This window comes from Actinomadura keratinilytica, from assembly GCF_039539665.1.
In the GTDB taxonomy this organism is placed as follows: domain Bacteria; phylum Actinomycetota; class Actinomycetes; order Streptosporangiales; family Streptosporangiaceae; genus Spirillospora; species Spirillospora keratinilytica.
The window spans coordinates 39145-57253 of record NZ_BAABDO010000008.1; the positions used below are offsets into that span (position 1 = coordinate 39145).

Genomic DNA, 18109 nt, shown 5'->3' on the forward strand with positions numbered 1-18109 from the left:
CATGATTGGGCGTTACGACATCCGGATGACGTGCAGTGGAAGCGCAGTTCGCGGGCGTGTCCACATCAGGTCAACATCGGTGTGCGCGCCACATTGCCCATCACTCTGCGCAGGGGAATGATTGCGGTGCGCACTCGACCGCGGAATGGTGATCACGTGATGCTCGGCAGGACGAACCCGGCCCGACGGACGCGGGGCCTCCCGCACTCCGCCGCGCGGCGGCCGCTACCGGCAGTGACGCCATGACCGCCGCGATGGACGCCCTCGGCGAGCGGCTGGCCCTCACCGGCGGCGCGCGGCAGGGGCGGGCCGCCCGCAGGATCGTCCGGGAACGCGCCGCCAAGGTGGTGGACGATCCGGTGGCGCTGGACGACATCGAGCTGATGACCGCCGAGGCCGTCGCCAACGCCGTCCTGCACGGCACCGGGGTGGTGCAGATCGACGTGGCCACGGACGGGCGGCGGCTGCGCGTCGAGGTCCGCGACGAGGGCCCCGCGCGGAGCCCGGGCCACGCGCCCGAGGCCGAGGACGAGGCCGGCGGGCCGTGCCGGCCGGAGCGGCCCGGGGACGCCGGCGCCGCGTGCCGGCAGCCGGCCGACCACGGCCGCGGGCTGCTGGTCATCGACAGCCTCGCCGAGGAGTGGGGCCTGGAGCAGACCCCCACCGAGACGCTCCTGTGGTTCGTCATCCGCGCCTGACGCGGCCTCATGCGTCACGCGTTCGGCTCGCGGGCGGCGGGTCCGAGCACGATGACGGCCGCGACCGCCGGCACGGCCCGGGCGTCGTGTGTTCGGCCTGCGGGCAGGGGGCGCGGTGGCCAGGTGGTCCCCTGGCCGAGTGCGATCGTGTGGCCTTCCTGCGGAGGGGGGACGCTGATGTGCGGCGTTACGGGCGGCGGGGTGCCCGAGGCGGTCAGGGGCGCGGTACGCGGATCGTCTCGGCCCAGGAGGGGGGCTCCGGGGCGTCCGCGCCGATGAGCACCGCGATCAGCCGGCAGGCGGCGGGCTCGTCCGGCCAGGGGGTGAAGCCGTCGGTGAGGACGATGACGACGCCGGGCGGGTGCGGCACGTCCAGGGCCCGGCGGATCCCCACGCGCATGTCGGTTCCGCCGCCGCCCCTCAGCTCGACCTGGTCGGCCGAGGTGACCCGCGACGCGGCCTGCACGTCGGCGTCCACGCTGAGCACGGTGACGCGGTCGCCGCGCACGCCCACCTCGCGCAGCACCCCGGTGACCTCGGCGAGCGCGGCGGCCAGCGCCTCCTCCCCCATCGAGCCGGAGGTGTCGATGACGATGGCGACGCGCGGCAGCGGGCGGCGCAGGCTCGGCAGGACGACGCCGCGCAGGGCCGGGCCGCGGCGGGACGGGCGGCGGTAGGTGTAGTCGGCGGCGCCGCTCGCCCACGACAGCGCCTCGCGGACGGCCCCGGCCAGCACGCGCCGCCAGTCGACGGCCGGTTCCAGCACCTGTTCGGCCCAGCGGCGCCATCCGGCGGGGAGGTCGCCGCGGTTGCGGTGGTGGGCGCGCATGGCCTCGGCGGTGTGCCGGCGGATCGCCTCGGCCTCGGTCTCGGTGACGCGGGCGGCGGTGCCGTCGGCGGCGCCGAGGTCCCACGGGGAGGGTTCGCCGTGGGCGCCCGATCCGCAGTCGTGGCCGCCGGTGGCGGGCACGTCCGGCAGGTACTCCTCGAACAGCCGGCCGGGCGGCAGGTCGTAGGCGGCGGGCGTGACGCGGCCCGCGGGCAGGGGCAGCCCGTCGGCGAGCAGGTCGTCGTTGATCTCGCAGTCCTGGGCGATGTTGACGCGCAGCCGGTCCCGGCGCAGCTCCGGGGCCAGCCGGTCGGCGCGGCCGTGGTGGTCGCGCAGCAGGTGCGCGACCTCGTGGATCCACACGCCCGCCAGCTCCTCCACGGGGGTGGCGTCGACGAACGCGGGCGACACGTAGCAGCGCCAGTACCGGTCGACGCCCATCGTCGGGACGGCGGTGGACGGGACGACCGACAGCGAGTACAGCGCGGACGCCAGGTAGGGGCGCTGCGATGCGGCGCGGAACCGGGCGGCCAGCAGCTTGGTCCGGTCCAGGTCCGGTGCGGAAGGCCCGGCCATCAGCGGTCGCCGGTGAGCGCGCCCGACAGCTGCAGCAGGTCCAGGAACGCGTCGATGCCGCTGGGCACGGGCCAGTCGACGTCGCGCAGGGCGGCCAGGTCGACCGCCGCGCGCGCCGCGACGTCCGGGATGCCCGCGTCGACCGCCTTGGCCAGCACCGTCCAGCCCGCCTCCCAGCGGCCGCGGGTGAGCCGGCCCTGGACGGCCGCGACCACCGAGGTGAGGAACGCCAGCTGCCGGTCGCCGCGGTCGGGCAGCGCGAACGCGTCCGGGTCGGCCAGTACCCGGTCGGGGTCGGGCAGGTCGAGGTTGTCCAGGTAGGCCAGCAGTTCCAGGCCGGCGCCCTCGCCGACGGCGCCGACGACGACGGTCGACAGCGCCTCGCGTCCGGCGCCCGTGGCGTACCCGGTGGCGAGCAGCCGCAGCACCATCTCCCAGCTGCGCGGCGAGGGCCAGGCGCCGCCGCGCGCCTCGGCGTCGCCGGGCAGCTGGTGGGTCAGGCCGGGGCGCGCGGTGAGGAAGCCCGACACCGCGCCGCGGGCCCGCGCCACCGCGGACGGCATCCGCGCGGGGTCGATCCTGGGGATGGAGACCTGCGGCCAGGTGCCCGCCATGCCGCGTGCCACGGTGCGCGGGTCGTGCGTCCAGTGGAGGTGGACGAACCGGTTGGCCAGCGGCGGGCTCAGGTGCCAGCCGTCGGCGGCGCTGGACGGCGGGTTGGCGGCCGCGACGACGCGCACCGGCTCGGGCAGGGTCAGGCTGCCGACGCGGCGTTCCAGCACCACGCGCAGCAGGGCGGCCTGGACGGCGGGCGGCGCGGACGACAGCTCGTCGAAGAACACCAGGCCGCGGCCGGCGCGGGCGACGCGCACCGCCCAGTCCGGCGGCGCCATCGGCACGCCGGTGGCGGCCGGGTCGTCGCCGACGATCGGCAGCCCGGCGAAGTCGGACGGCTCGTGCACGCTGGCGATCACCGTCTCCAGGGGGACGCCGAGGCCGTCGGCGAGCTGGCGCATCCCGGCGGACTTGCCGATGCCCGGCTCGCCCCACAGCAGGACCGGCAGGTTCGCGGTGACCGCGAGCGCCAGCGCCTCGAACCGGTGGTCTTCGGCGGGTTCGGTGCGCCACGCCCCGGCGCGCCGGTTGAGCTCGTCGGCCAGGGCGAGGGCGTCATGGTCACGGATGGGGTCACGGATGGGGTCACGGATGGGGTCACGGATGGGGTCACGGATGGGGTCGCGGGCGGGCTCGCGGGCGGCTTCGTCGGTCATGCGTTCCCCTGTGCGGCGACCAGCTCCTTGAGGAAGTCCAGGTCGCGCCGGTCGCGGATGTCGATCAGCTCGGCGAGGTCCACTTCGCCCTCCGTGTAGACGAAGCAGCGGACGTCGGTGCGCGCCCCGGCCTGCACCAGCGCCCGGACGAGGTCCGCCGAGGCGTCCTCTTCGACGGCGCGGAACAGCGGAGTGCGGTGGAGTTCGTCGAGCGCCTCCAGGTCGAGGCCGGCCGCCAGCAGGCGCGGCAGCAGCAGCCGGTGGTCGACGTGGTGGAGCAGGTGCAGGAGCGTGTCCTTCCGGCCGTCGCGCGCGTGCGGGTCGCACCCCAGGTCGAGCATGCGGAGCACGCCGAGCGTGTCGCCGTGCCGCATCCGGTAGAACAGCTCGTTGCGCTGGGCGCGCAGGGCGCGCGGCATCCGTCCGGCGGACGTCCAGCTCCGGCGGACGGCGAAGCAGCCGAGGACCGGGCCGCCGAGCGCCTTGAGCGCCTCCTCGCGCCGCCGCTCCTCGTCAGTGTGGTCGTGCATGTGCAGGGCACCGTCCCGGTACGACACCTTGTGCCACACGTTCCGGCAGCGGACGCGGACGACCGGGGACGGCTCGGGGTCGGGCGGGCCGATCGGGCGGCCGTCGCCGGGCGCGTCCCGCGCGGGGAACAGCGCCGAACGCACCAGCGGGTGCAGGTCCTCGGGCGTGAGCCGTCCGGCGCGCAGCAGATCCAGGTCGGGCAGGCGCCGCCAGTACACCTCGGGCAGCGGGAGAGCAGCGCGACGCTCATGGTGTCGGCTGTGTTTCTGGAGTCGTTTGTAGGACTCGCCGTTGTACAGGACGAGGCGCAGGCGGGAGCGCGTCGGATCGTCGGCGTCTTCGTGGTGCGCCGCGGCGACGAAGTCGTGCGGCCACCCCATCAGCTGGTCGCCGAACGGGATGTACCAGTCGATGCCCGTGCGGGCCAGCCGCCGCAGCTCATGGCGCAGCCGGTGGACGGCCAGCACGCTCTTGGGCAGCCCGGTCAGCGGGCTGTCGTGCAAAATGCCGGGGGCCTCGCCGCGGTTCTCCAGGGCGATGTCCGCGGCGGCGAGCGCCTGCTCCAGGTCGCCGCGGTCCTGCAGCAGCGTGATCCATTCAGCGAAGCGGACGGGGTCGTCCGGGCCCGGGTTCTCGGCGGGCAGTTCGTCCGGGCGGCGCGGGGTGCCGTCGGCGTTGAAGAACGGGGCGCGGTCCAGGCCGCCTTGCCGGGCGAGGAGTTCGTGCGCGTGCCGCGCGTCCCACACGTGGCGCGCCGCCGACCAGTCGAGTTGGAGCAGAACCGTCCTCGCATCGGCGGGGGTCACCGGGCCGAACCGCAACGCCAGCCGCTGCGGGGCACCGCCGGGGGTGACGACCTGCAGGGCGGCGCGCCGCTGTCGGCCGTACTCGTTCAGCACGATCACGCGGTTGGGCTTGATCAGCGTCTGTCTGCGCCCCTCCTCCTCGTAGCGGGGCAGGTGCCAGCGCAGCAGGTCGGGCGCGAAGTGGCGCAGATCGTCCTCCAGCGCCTCGGCGACGGCCGGGCCCTGCCGGCGGGCCACCTCGGCCAGGTCGAAGGCGACGTCGACGCCGGCGGCGGCGCAGGCGCCCCGCCAGTCCCCGGCCAGGCGCCGTTCCGTCGCCTCCTCGATCATCCAGCGGGGCACCGCGTACCGGCGGGTCCGCGCCCACATGCCCGCGCGTACGTGGTCGAACGGAAGGCACGCGTGGGTGCCCGGTTTCGGCTGGGCGGGGGTGTCGGGTTCGCTCACCGGTAGACGCTCCCGATCAGTCGGATGTCTGGGTGGGCCGGGGTGAGGGGGCGCATCAGGGCGTTCAGCGCGCGCTTGACGCGGCGCGGGACGTTGGGGCCGAGCCGCACCTGCTCCAGGCGCGTCGCGTTGTCGCTCACCCGGGCCAGCAGTCGCTTGGCTCCGCGTCCGGTGATACCGGAGTGGGCGAGGTTCAGGGTGCGCAGGGGGCTGCCGGGGACGGCGTCGGCGAGGGCGGACGCGCCTTCGTCGCCGGTGGCGTTGCCGGGTGCGCCCAGGGCGCGTTGCGACGGCGGGCGCCCGAGGTCGAGTGCTTCGATGCCGTCGAGGGCGTCCGCCAGAGCGCGCGCGCCGTCGGGGCCGATGCCGTTGCCGCCCAGCCCCAGCCGTACGGGACGGGCCGGGTCCGCCGCCTCGGCCAGGGCGGCGGCGCCCGCGTCCCCCAGGTGATTCGACGGGACGTACAGATCGCGCACGCCCGCGTCGCGTATGAGGGAGGCCAGCAGGGGCGCCGCGTCGGCGGCGAAGCCGTTGCCCCCGAGGAAGAGGCGCTCGACCGGTTGCGGGCGTTCCGCCAGTGCGTCCCGCAATGCGCGCAGCCCGTCCAGGGTGACGCCCGTGTTGACCAGGTCGAGGGTGCGGATCGTCGTGTTGCGGCGGAGCATGGCCGCGAGCGCACGCACCCCCTTGTCGCGGACGGGGTTGCGCTTGAGCCACACGGCCCGCACCGTGTCGTCGTCCGCCAGCCGTTCGGCGAGCACGGCGACACCCTCGCCGTCGATGCGGTTGCAGCCCATGTAGAGGGTTTCGACGCCGTGCCCGGGGACGAGCGCCCGCGCGATGGTGCGCACACCCTCGTTGCCCATGGCGTTGGTGCCCAGCAGCAGGTGCACGGCGTGGGGCGACGCGGCGGCCACCGGCATGAGGCGCGCGACGCCCTGCGCCCCCAGGCCCTGCTTGCACAGGTCGACACGGCCGTCAGGGCGCAGCGTGCCCAGGGGGAACGTCTCGTCGGTGTCGACCGCGGACGCCTCGCTCAGGCGCGCCAGCAGCGGTTCCAGCGCGGCCGGGTCGGCCGCCGGGACGTCGGGGTGTTCGATGGCGGGGCAACGCACCGGTGTGGGCTGTGCCTCGGGGGCAGTCATCACCACTCCACTGGGCGGTAGTCCTTGAGGAACAGTCCATGCACGGGTTCGCCGCGCACGCCCCGCACGATGGGGTCGTACACGCGGGCGGCCCCGTCGATGACGTCCAGCGGCGGGCGGAAGCCGAGCGCGCGCTGCTCCATGCGGCTGGGGTGGGGCCGCTCGTCGGTGACCCAGCCGGTGTCGACGCTGTTCATGTAGATGCCGGACGCGGCGTAGTCGGCGGCCGACGTCCGGGTCATCATGTTCAGCGAGGCTTTGGCCATGTTGGTGTGCGGGTGCATCGCGGACTTGTACGACCGCGAGAAGCTGCCCTCCATCGCCGACACCTGCACCACGTACCGGTCCGGGTGCGGGGACGCCTCCATCAGGCCGCGCAGCCGGGAGGTCAGCAGGAACGGCACGAAGGCGTTCACCACGTGCACCTCCAGCCATTCCCCGGGCGGCACCTCCGCCAGCCGCAGCACCCAGCTGTTGCGGTCGCGCAGGTCGAGCGGTTGGCCGGTCTCGTCGGTGCGCCCGGCCGGGAACAGCGCCTCCCAGCCCGCCTCCGACAGCGCCTCCCAGCCCGCGTCCGGAAGGGCATCGGGGGCCTGCCCGGCGGTGAGCGCGGGACGGGCCGCACCGGACACGGCGACGCGCGCGGCGGCGCCGGTCAGCGCGCGGTCCTCGGCGGCGCGCACCTCGCGGTAGTAGGCGGGCGGGCGGCGGATCGTCTGGGCGGCGTTGTTGACCAGGATGTCGAGGTGGTCGAACCGCCGGTGCACCAGCTCGACCAGGTCGGCCACGGCGGGCAGGTCGAGGAAGTCGACGCCGTGGACGTGCAGGCGGTCGAGCCAGTCGCGGGCGTCGCAGACGGCGGCGAACCGGCGCGCCGCGTCCCGGGGGAACCGGGTCGTCACCAGCACCTCGGCGCCGTCGCGCAGCAGCTTCAGCGCCGTGTGGAAACCGATCTTCACCCGGCCGCCGGTCACCAGTGCGCGGCGGCCGCGCAGGTCGGCGCGGGCGTGCCGGCGGTCGGCGTTCTCCTGCGCGCACGGCGGGCACATCGAGTGGTACTGCGGGTGCACCTGCCGGTAGGGCGCCTTGCAGACGTAGCAGCGCCGCGCGCGGACCAGCCGCCGCGGCGCCTGCTCACGCGCCGGGCCGGGCGCGGGATCGGGGGCCGGATCGGGCGCGGGGTCCTGCTCGCGGTGGCGTTCGGACGCGGCCAGGGCCTGCCTGTCGTGCCGCCGCCGCTCCTCGCGCCGCGCCGCCTTGCGCGCCTTCTTGTCCGCCCGGTACGCGTCGCCGACGGCGCGCCGCACCTGCTGCCAGCGCGGATCGCCGGGGTCCGCCGCGGCCACATGCCCCAGCACCCGTAGGCACGCGTCGATATCGGCTTGAGTCGGCTCCGATTCGATCGACGCCACCGCGCTGGCTCCCCCGTGCGAAAGGGGTGATGGGCCGGCCGGATTCGAACCGGCGTCCTCCAGTGTGCACACAAGGCGCGACGACCTCTGCGCTACGGCCCATCACCTATGGTGATCTTAGCGATCGCCCCGCCCGGCTTCTCCCTTTTGTTCGTCGCGTCGGCTCACCTCGTCCAGCACCTCGGCCAGGGCGGCGCGCGGATCGAACCGCGCGGTGCCCATGGCGGTGCGCACGCGGTGGTGGACGTCCACGGCGGTGCGCAGCCACCGCGCCGCCTCCTCCAGGCGGCCCTGGCCGCGCAGCGACAGGCCCAGCCAGTAGGCGGCCTCGTGCAGCGGAGGCTCGTCGTGGCGGCCGTCCCAGGCCAGCCGCAGCAGCGGTTCGGCCTCCGCGTACGCGCCGCGCCGCACCATGCTGCGCCCCGCGGGCCAGCCGCACCACGCCACGCCGCGCCGCGCGGCCAGCGCCCACATGCGCTCGGCCTCCTGCACGTCGCCGTACTCCTCGGACCGGTCGCCGCACCACCACGCGGCCTTGCCGTGCCCGAGCCGGGCGGCGCGGCGCAGCCACCGCTCGGCGTTGAACGCGTCGTTGGCGATCAGCAGCAGGTGCCCGGCGCGCTCGACGAGCCGTACGTCCGCCTCGTCCGGCTCGGACGCGGCACGGGCCCGTTCGTAGGCCGCCGCGGCCGCCGGCAGGAACCACCCGACCACGTGCCGCGGCTCGGCCTCGCACCGCCCGTACAGCAGCTCCCCCAGGGCCAGCCCGGCCTCGACGTCCCCGGTCTCGGCCGCCATGCCGTACCAGCGGGCGGCCTCGGCGAACCGTCCGGCCTCTTCGAGCAGCCCGGCCAGTTCGACGGCCGCGTCCGGGCTGCCGCCTTCGGTGGCGGCGCGGAGCCCGTCCAGCCGCCCGGCGTCCGCCGCCGGGGCCGCTCCTGCCGTCCGCCGCTGCGCCTCCACGCGCTCCAGCGCCCCTTCGACGTCGCGGTGGTCGTCGTCACCGGCGTGCTCGCCGTAGGCGGTGTACCAGTCGCGGGCCTCGGCGAAGCGGCGCTGGCGCAGGCACAGGCCGGCCAGCTCCCACATCGAGGACGCGTCCGCGAGGGCGGCGCCCCTTTTCAGCCAGTGCTCGGCCTCCCCCACAAGCCCCCGCTCCCGGCACAGGACGCCCAGCGTGAACGGCGCGTAGGGCCTGCCGGGGTAACGCCGCGCCGCCTCCTCCAGCGCCCGACGGGCCTCGTCCCACCGGTCGACGCGTTCCAGCAGCAGGCCCTTCCAGACGAGCGGCCTGTTGTCGTCCGCCGCGTCGGCGACCTTGTCGAACAGCCGCACCGCGTCGTCCTGGAAGGAGGCGTAGGCGCGGAAGCCGGCGACGTCCCGCCCGAGTTCGGCGACGGCGTCGAGCGCCATCGCGTGGTCCCCTCCCGCGACGGCCTCGGCGACCGTGTCCTCGCCCCGGCGGACGAAGGAGCGGAACCGCTCCATCGCCTCCAGGGCCTGCCCGGCCGTCCGGTCGCCCGCCGCCAGGGCCTCCCCGAGGAGCCGTTCCGCCTCGTCCTGCCGCCCCTGCGCGGCCGACAGCAGCGCCGCCGCCGTCCGGCATTGCGCGCTGCCCAGCTCGGCGCCCCGCGCGTACCACCGCGCCGCGCCCGCCGTGTCGCCCGACTTCTCCAGCAGCACGGCCAAGCCGAACGCGCATCCGCCGTCGCGGTCGGCCGCGGCGCGGTACCACCGCTCGGCCCGCTCGTAGTCGCCGCGGTCGCGCAGCACCGCGGCCAGCGTGCGGGCGCAGGACGCGTCGCCCGCGCGGCCGGCCCGCTCGAGCCAGGGCAGGGCCGCGTCGATGTCGCCTCGGTCCATGAGCTGCCGGGCGTACGCGGCCGGGTCGTGCACGCTGTTTTCAGTTGTGGTCGGGGAGGCGAATTCGGACATCCGGCATAGGTACCAGAGAACGTGATGATGCGTCCGGAATTCGCCGAGGGGCGGGCCGGCCGGACTCGAACCGGCGTCCTCCCGGTTTTGGAGACCGGGCGCGACGACCTATGCGCTACGGCCCGCCGCCTCGCAGCCTAGTGCCACCCGGTGGGATGTGAATGGCCGCAGGGGATGCGGGCATGATCTGGCCCATGAGCACACCGTCCAAGCCCAGAGTGCGCCGGGCCTACGACGAGCCCGAACCCCAGGACGGCATACGCGTCCTCGTGGACCGTCTCTGGCCGCGTGGCCTGTCCAAGGACTCCGCGCGCATCGACGAGTGGCTCAAGGATGTCGCCCCGTCGACCGAACTACGCCGCTGGTACGGGCACGACGCGTCCCGCTATGAGGAGTTCTGCCGCCGCTACGAAGCCGAACTCGCCGACGAGGCCCACGCACGGGCACTCGCCCGGCTCCGGGAGCTCGCCGCGTCCGGCCCCCTGACCCTGCTGACCGCCACCAAGGACGTGGAGCACAGCCAGGTCCCCACTCTCCTCAAGGCCCTGTCAGGGTGAGCCGGGGGCGCCTGCGCCGGTTTTCCTCAGGGCGCGTCACGGTGACGTGGGGCTCGGCTCGGTGCCGTGTGCGCGGACGGCCCGTGCCACCTCGTGCGGATGCGTCAGGTGCAGGTGGTGCCCCGCGTCCGCGACGACCGTCACGGTGGCGTGGGGGAGCGCGGCCGGCAGCTCCTGCCCTTCGGGGGTGCGCGGATCGCGGGAGCCCACGACGACGTGCACGCGCCCCGGGAAGCGCCGCAGCTTGGCCTTGAGTTCGTCGCGCCATCGCGGCCGCGCGGTGGCGGCCGGGAGCCGGGCGGCGGTGGCCGCGACCGTGCCGCGGCGAAGGTCCGCCGCGCTCGAACGGAGCGCCGCCGCGTGCGCCGTGTCGCCGGTGAGCCGCCGGGCCAGCGCCTCGGGACGCGCCCGCCTCAGGTACCGGCGGGTCAGCGGCGCCCACCTGGCGATCGCGCCGGGGCGTTCCTGCAGGAAGAACGGCGACACGAGGGTGAGCCGGTGCACCTCGCCCGGACGGGCGGCGGCGGCGCCGATGGAGTGGCCCACCAGGTGCCGGGCGCCGGTCTCGGCCACCAGCGCGGCGAGCCAGGCGGGCCAGTCGCGGTGGCGTCCCGCGCTCATCCCGAGGCCGGGCAGGTCGACGGCGCGGGCGCCGCCGGCCGCCGCGACGACCGGCGCCCAGATGTCGGCGTTGACCGGCAGGCCCGGGAGCACGACCGTGGGCGCGGCCGCGAGTTTTTCGCTCGCCCTGCCGCACGCCGCCGCCGGCGCCGCCGCGCTGCTGCGGCGGGCGGCGCCCGCGTCGGTCGCCGCGTGCACCCGGCGGCGGCGTTCGGCGACCGTGCAGGGGGGAGGCCGGACGGCGGTGCGGGCGGCGACCACTGCCGCCGCCTCGACGAGCTCGGACTGCTGGAAGCGATCGCACCGCGAGCGCATGCGGCCGCCCGTATGCCGAAGGCCTTCTTGGCGCCGCGCGGCGCGGCCGTCGGCAGGGGGCGCTGCGCCGAAAAGTTAATACATGTATTAACTATTGGCGGCTAGGCTGGGGGCATGGCGGGTGAGGGTGGGACGGACGCGTTGGACTTCTGGTCGTTCGTCGAGCTGGCCGAGCGGAGGCTGGCGGAGGAGTTCGGGTTCCGGCACCGGACGGCCACGCGGCTGCTGCTGACGTTGAACCGGGCCTCGGCGATCGTCACCTACGACCTGGAGGCGGCGGTGCACCGGCCGCGCGGGCTGTCGTGGGCGGGGTTCCGGCTGCTGTTCGTCACCTGGCTGGCGGGCCCGCTGGAGCCGGGCCGGGCCGCCGCGGTGGCGGGGATGACCAGGGCGGCGGTGTCCAACCTGGCCAAGTCGCTGGAGGCCGACGGGCTGCTGGTGCGCTCCCCGGGCGAGCGGGACGGCCGGACGGTGGTGCTGTCGCTGACCGAGCGGGGGCAGGAGGCGATGCTGGAGGTATTCGCCGCGCAGAACGCCCGCGAGCGGCAGTGGGCGGACGCGCTGACCGACACCGAGCAGGACATCCTGATCATGCTGCTGAACAAGCTGATCGCGGGCCGCCGCCGGTTCGACGCGCGCGAGCGCAGCTGACCGGCCGGCACCTCGCCGGGCCGCGCCCGATTCGCTCCCGACCGGGGGGTACCAGGGGGTGGCGGACGACGTCGGATGATGCGATAGTAAATGTATTAACTACTTTGCCAGGCGGCGGCGAGGAGGGACGCATCATGGCGTACTACCGGCGGGTCGGCGATGTGCCGCCCAAGCGGCACATCCAGCACCGGGACGGCGGCGGACGGCTCTACTACGAGGAGCTGATGGGCGAGGAGGGCTTCTCGTCCGACTCCTCGCTGCTGTACCACCGCGAGATCCCCTCGGCGATCGTGGACTCGCAGCCGTGGGACATCCCGGACGCGACCACGACGCCCAACCATCCGCTCCGGCCCCGGCATCTGAAGCTGCACGACCTGTTCCCCAAGGAGACGTGGGGCGAGACCGACGTCGTCACCGGCCGCAGGCTCCTCTTGGGCAACGGCGACGTGCGCATCTCCTACGTGGTCGCGGCCGCACCCTCGCCGCTGTACCGCAACGCGCTGGGCGACGAGGTCGTCTACGTGGAGTCGGGGACGGCGACCGTGGAGACCGTCTTCGGCACGCTGCAGGCGAGGGAAGGCGACTACGTCGTCATCCCGACGTCGACCACGCACCGGTGGCTGCCCGAGGGGGACGCGCCGCTGCGCGCGTACGCCATCGAGGCCAACGGGCACGTCGCGCCCCCCAAGCGCTACCTGTCGCGGTTCGGGCAGTTCCTGGAGCACGCCCCGTACTGCGAACGCGACCTGCACGGCCCCCAGGAGCCGATCCTGGTCGACGGCACCGACGTGGAGGTCCTGGTCAAGCACCGGACGTCGGCGGGGGTCGTCGGCACCCGGTTCACCTACGCGCGGCACCCGTTCGACGTGGTGGGGTGGGACGGCTGCCTCTACCCGTTCACCTTCAACGTCAGCGACTTCGAGCCGATCACGGGGCGGGTCCACCAGCCGCCGCCCGTGCACCAGGTGTTCGAGGGGCCGGGGTTCGTGGTGTGCAACTTCGTCCCGCGCAAGGTGGACTACCACCCCCTGGCCATCCCGGTGCCGTACTACCACTCCAACGTGGACTCCGACGAGGTCATGTTCTACTGCGGCGGCGACTACGAGGCGCGCAAGGGCTCGGGCATCGCGCAGGGGTCGGTCTCGGTGCACCCGGGCGGCATCGCGCACGGGCCGCAGCCCGGCGCCTACGAAGGCGGCATCGGCGTGGAGTTCTTCGACGAGCTGGCCGTCATGGTGGACACGTTCCGCCCGCTGGAGCTGGGCGAGGGCGGCCTGGCCTGCGAAGACCCCGCCTACGCGTGGAGCTGGGCGGGAGGGCGGCGATGACCGTTCCCGCGTTCGCCCGCGGACTGTGCGACGACGCGGCGGTGTTCCCCCCTGGGTCGATGCCGCTGCCCGACGCCGTCCCCGCGCACCGCGCGCACAAGCGCGCCGACTACGCCGAGCTGGTCGGCTCGTTCGTCGTCGCGGCGCCCATGCTGGACGACCTGCGCGCCCAGCCGGGAGAGCCGTTCCCGCTCATCGTGACGGCGCCCGCGGGCCCGCGCCAGGCCGCCGCGGCCGCCGGGGCCGACGACGTGGTGTCCGTGGAGGTCGCGGTGCCGGCGGGGATGCCGGTGGACGAGTTCTTCGCCGAGCTGCGGCAGGTGAAGGGCGCGACCGTGGTGGTGGAGGTGCCGCGCGACGAGCGGCGGCCGCAGATCGTCGCCGGGCTGGCCGGCACGGACTGGAAGGCCAAGTTCCGCACCGGCGGCGTGCGGGCCGAGATGTATCCGGACGAGGCCGAACTGGCCGCCGCGATCAAGGCGGTGGTGGACGCGGGCGTGCCGTTCAAGGCCACCGCCGGGCTGCACCACGCCGTCCGCAACACCGACCCGGAGACCGGCTTCGAGCAGCACGGCTTCCTCAACGTGCTGCTGGCGGTCGACGACGCGCTCGCCGGGCGCTCCGCCGGCGAACTGGCGCGCACGCTGGGCGAACGCGACGGCGCCGTGCTCGCCGAGCGCGTCCGGCGGCTGGACGGGGCGCGGGTCGCCGCCGTCCGCAGCCGGTTCCTGTCGTTCGGCACGTGCAGCATCGCCGAACCCCTGACCGACCTGGTGGCGCTGGGGCTGCTCCCGGCGGCACTCGCGGAAACCGAAGGAGTGGCCCGATGACCCGGATCGACGTTCCCGACGGCTCCCCCTTCGGCGTCGGCAACCTCCCCTACGGCGTTTTCTCCACGCCCGGAACCGCTCCCCGGGTGGGGGTGCGCCTCGGCGACTCGGTGATCGATCTGGCGGTCGCGCTGGACGACGACGTTTTCGCCCGGCCCTCGCTCAACGGGTTCATGGCGCAGGGGCCGCGCCGCTGGGCGGAGATCCGGGAACGCATCACCGAACTGGCGCACGGGGACGTGCCGGACGCCGCGGTCCACGACACGTCCCGGGTCACGCTGCATCTGCCGGTCGAGGTGGCGGACTACGTCGACTTCTACGCCTCCGAGCACCACGCGTCCAATCTGGGCCGGCTGTTCCGCCCGGACTCCGAGCCGCTCATGCCGAACTGGAAGCACCTTCCCGTCGGCTACCACGGCCGCGCCGGGACGGTCGTGGTGTCCGGCACCGACATCGTCCGGCCCAGCGGGCAGCGCAAGGCCCCGGCCGACGCCGCGCCCGGGTTCGGGCCGAGCCGCCGCCTCGACATCGAGGCCGAGCTCGGCTTCATCGTCGGCGTCGGCTCGCCGCTCGGCACGCCGGTGGCGTGCGAGGAGTTCGCCGAGCACGTCTTCGGCGCGGTGCTCGTCAACGACTGGTCGGCCCGCGACATCCAGGCGTGGGAGTACGTGCCGCTCGGGCCGTTCCTGGGCAAGAGCTTCGCCACGTCGGTGTCGCCGTGGGTGGTGCCGCTCGCGGCGCTGGAGCACGCGCGCGTCCCCACCCCGCCGCAGCAGCCCGAGCCGCTCCCCTACCTGCGGGAGAAGGAGCCGTGGGGGCTGGACATCGAGATGGCCGTCAGCTGGAACGGGCAGGTCGTCTCGCGTCCGCCGTACCGGGAGATGTACTGGTCGCCGGCGCAGATGCTGGCGCACATGACCGTCAACGGCGCCAGTGCGCGCACCGGCGACCTGTTCGCCTCCGGCACCGTCTCCGGCCCGGAGAAGGACCAGCGCGGCGCGTTCATCGAGCTGACCTGGGGCGGCCGCGAGCCGCTGCTGGTCAACGGCGAGGAGCGCACCTTCCTGGAGGACGGCGACGAGGTCGCCGTCTCCGCGACCGCGCCCGGCGCCGACGGATCCGTCGTGGGCTTCGGTGAAGTGCGCGGACGCGTCCTCCCGGCGGGGTCCGGCCGCCGGACCGAGTGACCACCGTGATCAACCGATAGCGAATCGTAATGCCGCGGGCCGTCCCCGCAGTCCGAACAACCGGTATTTTTCCAACATCATCTATTTTTGACCTATCATTCGAGGTCACTCTGCCCCTTCTGCAGGGCGGAAAGTCGGGGACGGCCTGGGGTGGCACAGTTGCGTACACGCGGCATCGCTGATCGACGTCGGGCGGCCGGAATCGTTCTGCTGGTCGGAACGCTGGGGCTGGCGGCCTGCTCGACCTCCGAGACTCACAAGACCACGACGACCGGCGGTGACACCAAGGTCCCCGCCGCCAAGGTGACGATCACCCCTGTCCAGGGAACCGAAAAGGCACGCCCCGACCGCGGCGTGGTGGTGAAGGCGTCCGGCGGGACACTGCAGACGGTCAGTGTCACCGCGAACGGCACCCAGGTGGAGGGCGTCTTCAACGCCCAGCGCACCGAATGGCGGTCCAAGTGGACGCTGCGTCCCGGCACCAAGTTCACGGTGACGTCCACCGCCAAGAACTCCATCGGCACCGTTTCGCAGGCCAGCAGCACGTTCCGCACGCTCAAGCCGAGCGCCGCGCAGACCGCGACCGCCTCGCTGGACTGGATTCTCGAGGGCAACCGCGGCAAGACCTACGGCGTCGGCATGCCGATCATCATCGACTTCAGCCGTCCGGTGGCCAACAAGGCGGCGGTCGAGCGGGCCCTGGAGGTCACCGCGGAGAAGCCGGTCGAGGGCGCCTGGCGGTGGATGGGCGACCAGAAGGTCGTCTACCGCACCAGGACGTACTGGCCCGCGCACCAGACGGTGCAGCTGAAGGCGCACCTGGCCGGGGTCCGGGTCGCCAAGGGCGTCTACGCCACCAGGGACCTCAACCGCACCTTCAAGATCGGCGCCGCCCGGATCACCAAGATCAACATGAAGAAGCACCGCATGACGGTGCGGGTGGACGGCAAGAAGGTGCGCTCGGTGCCGGTCAGCGGCGGCAACGGGCAGACCATGGAGTACACCACCACCAGCGGCACGCACCTGACCATGGAGAAGGGCAACCCGGTGCGGATGACCGCGCCCGGCCGCAAGAAGGGCGACCCCGGCTACTACGACCTGCTGGTCAACTGGGCGGTCCGCATCTCCAACAGCGGCGAGTACCTGCACCAGTCGATGGGCGAGGAGTACTGCCTGGGCCGGGCCAACTGCAGCCACGGCTGCGTCCGCCAGCCCGCCAAGGACGCGATCTGGTTCTACCGCACCGTGCAGCCGGGCGACGTCGTCGACATCACCGGCACCAAGCGCAAGCTGCAGTGGGACAACGGCTGGTCGTTCTGGCAGCTGCCCTACGAGACCTGGAAGAAGGGCAGCGCGCTGACCTGAGCCCCCTTTCCGACTCCGCCGACGGACGCGGCCACCGGCGACGGTGCCGCGTCCGTCGGCTTTTCCGGGCGCATCGACCAGGTCGCCGCCGTCCCCTCGGGTCCGCCGCTCACGGGCCGCCTGGCAGGTCGGCCCGGCCACCTACCGCACCATGTGCCGAGACATGCCTCGATGGCGGACCTCCCCCGGGCGTTCGTCGCGTCACCGCGTCGGCGACCGGCACTTCGGCCGGCGGCGCCCGGCCGAGGGGCGCGGCGCGGGGCGGACCGGGCCGGCGCCGGCGGTGCCGGCGGCGTGCTAGCCGGCTGCGGTTTCGGCTCCGGACGCGGCCGTGTCGCCGGGCCCGCGGGGTGCGGACCGTTGGACGCGGCGCTGGGCCTCGCGCTCCTTGTCCGCCAGCCGTCCCAGCTCCGCCGCGCGCTCCTCGTCGCGGGTGAGGTTCTCGCCCGTCGCCGGGTCGAACAGGTGGACGCGCGAGGTGTCGATCCACACTTCGGCCTCGTCCCCCGGGCCGATCAGGCTGGCCGCGTCGAGCGCGACGACCGCCTGGGTGCGCAGCTGGTCGCTGTCGAGCTCCCGCGACAGCTCGCGCAGCCGCGCGGCCACGTCGGCCGGCGCCTCGTAGGGGATGTAGGCGTACAGCTCGTTGCCCAGCCACTCGGTGACGTCCACGCGCACCCGCAGCAGCGAGCCGCGCTCCCGCCGCTCGGCGCCGACCAGCGAGGCGTCCTCGAAGTGCTCGGGGCGGATGCCCGCCAGCACGACCTTGCGGTCCCCGACCGCCTCGGCCTTGCGCCGGTCGCCCATGTCGAAGCGGCCGAGCGGGGTCTGCAGGACGGTGCCGTCCAGGGTGGCGGGCAGGAAGTTCATCGACGGCGACCCGATGAACCCGGCCACGAACAGGTTGGCCGGCTGCTCGTACAGCTCGCGCGGGCTGCCCACCTGCTGCAATACGCCCTTGCGCAGCACCGCCACCCGGTCGCCCAGCGTCATCGCCTCGGTCTGGTCGTGCGTGACGTACACGGTGGTCACGCCGAGGCGCCGCTGCAGCCGGGAGATCTCGGTGCGCATCTGCCCGCGCAGCTTGGCGTCCAGGTTGGACAGCGGCTCGTCGAACAGGAACGCGTCGGCGTCGCGGACGATCGCGCGGCCCATCGCCACCCGCTGCCGCTGGCCGCCCGACAGGTTCGCTGGCCTGCGCTCCAGGTGGTCGGTCAGCTCCAGCAGCGCGGCGGTCTCGGTGACGCGCCGCCGCACCTCGGCGTCGGGCGTCTTGGCCAGCCGCAGCGGGAAGGCGATGTTCTCGAACACCGTCAGATGCGGGTAGAGCGCGTAGTTCTGGAACACCATCGCCAGGTTCCGCGCGCGCGGCGCGACCTTGTTGACGACCCTGCCGCCGATGCGCAGCTCGCCGGAGGTGATGTCCTCCAGGCCCACGATCATGCGCAGCAGCGTGGACTTGCCGCAGCCCGACGGGCCGACGAGGATCATGAACTCGCCGTCCTTGATGTCCAGGCTGACGTCGTTGACGGCCGGATAGCCGTCGCCGTACCTCTTGACGATGTTGGTCAGCGTGATCTCGGCCATGGCGCACCCCTCCTCGAG

15 protein-coding genes and 2 tRNA genes are annotated in these 18109 nt (G+C 74.1%); 7 read left to right on the forward strand and 10 right to left on the reverse strand.

The annotated features are described in order from the left end of the window. Nucleotides 1-242 precede the first annotated feature (242 nt). Nucleotides 243-698, forward strand: a complete 456-nt coding sequence (locus ABD879_RS04575; protein ID WP_345017719.1) for an ATP-binding protein — start codon at nt 243-245, stop codon at nt 696-698. A gap of 214 nt (nt 699-912) precedes the next feature. On the opposite strand, the gene ABD879_RS04580 is transcribed toward ABD879_RS04575, so the two are convergent. The 8 genes from ABD879_RS04580 to ABD879_RS04615 form a co-directional block, all read right to left on the reverse strand. Further along, complete coding sequence (locus ABD879_RS04580) at nt 913-2103, reverse strand: vWA domain-containing protein (RefSeq protein ID WP_345017721.1); 1191 nt, start codon at nt 2101-2103, stop codon at nt 913-915. Then, the gene (locus ABD879_RS04585; RefSeq protein WP_345017723.1) at nt 2103-3374 is read right to left on the reverse strand and encodes an AAA family ATPase; all 1272 of its coding nucleotides are present in this window, start codon (nt 3372-3374) and stop codon (nt 2103-2105) included. Before ABD879_RS04585 ends, ABD879_RS04580 begins: the two co-directional genes overlap by 1 nt. Next, nucleotides 3371-5158 (reverse strand): hypothetical protein, encoded by a 1788-nt coding sequence (locus tag ABD879_RS04590; protein ID WP_345017725.1) that lies wholly within the window; start codon nt 5156-5158, stop codon nt 3371-3373. The genes ABD879_RS04585 and ABD879_RS04590 overlap by 4 nt, the downstream gene beginning before the upstream one ends. Then, nucleotides 5155-6303: a leucine-rich repeat domain-containing protein gene (locus ABD879_RS04595; RefSeq protein WP_345017728.1), complete on the reverse strand. Its 1149-nt coding sequence runs from the start codon at nt 6301-6303 to the stop codon at nt 5155-5157. The genes ABD879_RS04590 and ABD879_RS04595 overlap by 4 nt, the downstream gene beginning before the upstream one ends. Then, nucleotides 6303-7715: an SDR family NAD(P)-dependent oxidoreductase gene (locus ABD879_RS04600; protein WP_345017730.1), complete on the reverse strand. Its 1413-nt coding sequence runs from the start codon at nt 7713-7715 to the stop codon at nt 6303-6305. The genes ABD879_RS04595 and ABD879_RS04600 overlap by 1 nt, the downstream gene beginning before the upstream one ends. A gap of 29 nt (nt 7716-7744) precedes the next feature. Continuing rightward, nucleotides 7745-7817: transfer RNA gene (locus ABD879_RS04605), tRNA-OTHER, on the reverse strand. A 15-nt stretch (nt 7818-7832) separates the two neighbouring features. Then, a complete protein-coding gene (locus ABD879_RS04610; protein WP_345017732.1) occupies nt 7833-9650 on the reverse strand; it encodes a tetratricopeptide repeat protein in 1818 nt (605 codons plus the stop codon). A gap of 50 nt (nt 9651-9700) precedes the next feature. Continuing rightward, nucleotides 9701-9775, reverse strand: a tRNA-Trp gene (locus tag ABD879_RS04615). 69 nt (nt 9776-9844) lie between these two features. Here ABD879_RS04615 and ABD879_RS04620 point away from each other — a divergent pair. Continuing rightward, a complete protein-coding gene (locus ABD879_RS04620) occupies nt 9845-10207 on the forward strand; it encodes a DUF488 domain-containing protein (RefSeq protein ID WP_345017733.1) in 363 nt (120 codons plus the stop codon). Nucleotides 10208-10243: 36 nt separating this feature from the next. Here the strand turns inward: ABD879_RS04620 and ABD879_RS04625 are convergent, their stop codons facing one another. Continuing rightward, a complete protein-coding gene (locus ABD879_RS04625; RefSeq protein ID WP_345017735.1) occupies nt 10244-11143 on the reverse strand; it encodes an alpha/beta fold hydrolase in 900 nt (299 codons plus the stop codon). Nucleotides 11144-11257: 114 nt separating this feature from the next. Between ABD879_RS04625 and ABD879_RS04630 the strand changes: the two genes are divergently transcribed. The 5 genes from ABD879_RS04630 (at nt 11258) to ABD879_RS04650 (ending at nt 16504) form a co-directional block, all read left to right on the forward strand. After that, nucleotides 11258-11794, forward strand: a complete 537-nt coding sequence (locus tag ABD879_RS04630; protein WP_345017737.1) for a MarR family winged helix-turn-helix transcriptional regulator — start codon at nt 11258-11260, stop codon at nt 11792-11794. A gap of 134 nt (nt 11795-11928) precedes the next feature. Further along, nucleotides 11929-13122, forward strand: a complete 1194-nt coding sequence (locus ABD879_RS04635) for a homogentisate 1,2-dioxygenase (protein WP_345017738.1) — start codon at nt 11929-11931, stop codon at nt 13120-13122. Further along, nucleotides 13119-13952: a hypothetical protein gene (locus ABD879_RS04640; protein ID WP_345017740.1), complete on the forward strand. Its 834-nt coding sequence runs from the start codon at nt 13119-13121 to the stop codon at nt 13950-13952. The genes ABD879_RS04635 and ABD879_RS04640 overlap by 4 nt, the downstream gene beginning before the upstream one ends. Next, entirely contained in the window at nt 13949-15139 is a 1191-nt protein-coding gene (gene fahA, locus ABD879_RS04645; RefSeq protein WP_345017742.1) for a fumarylacetoacetase, read from the forward strand. The genes ABD879_RS04640 and fahA overlap by 4 nt, the downstream gene beginning before the upstream one ends. A gap of 150 nt (nt 15140-15289) precedes the next feature. Further along, entirely contained in the window at nt 15290-16504 is a 1215-nt protein-coding gene (locus ABD879_RS04650; protein WP_345017745.1) for a L,D-transpeptidase, read from the forward strand. 297 nt (nt 16505-16801) lie between these two features. On the opposite strand, the gene ABD879_RS04655 is transcribed toward ABD879_RS04650, so the two are convergent. Beyond that, entirely contained in the window at nt 16802-18091 is a 1290-nt protein-coding gene (locus tag ABD879_RS04655; RefSeq protein ID WP_345017747.1) for an ABC transporter ATP-binding protein, read from the reverse strand. Nucleotides 18092-18109: the final 18 nt, after the last annotated feature.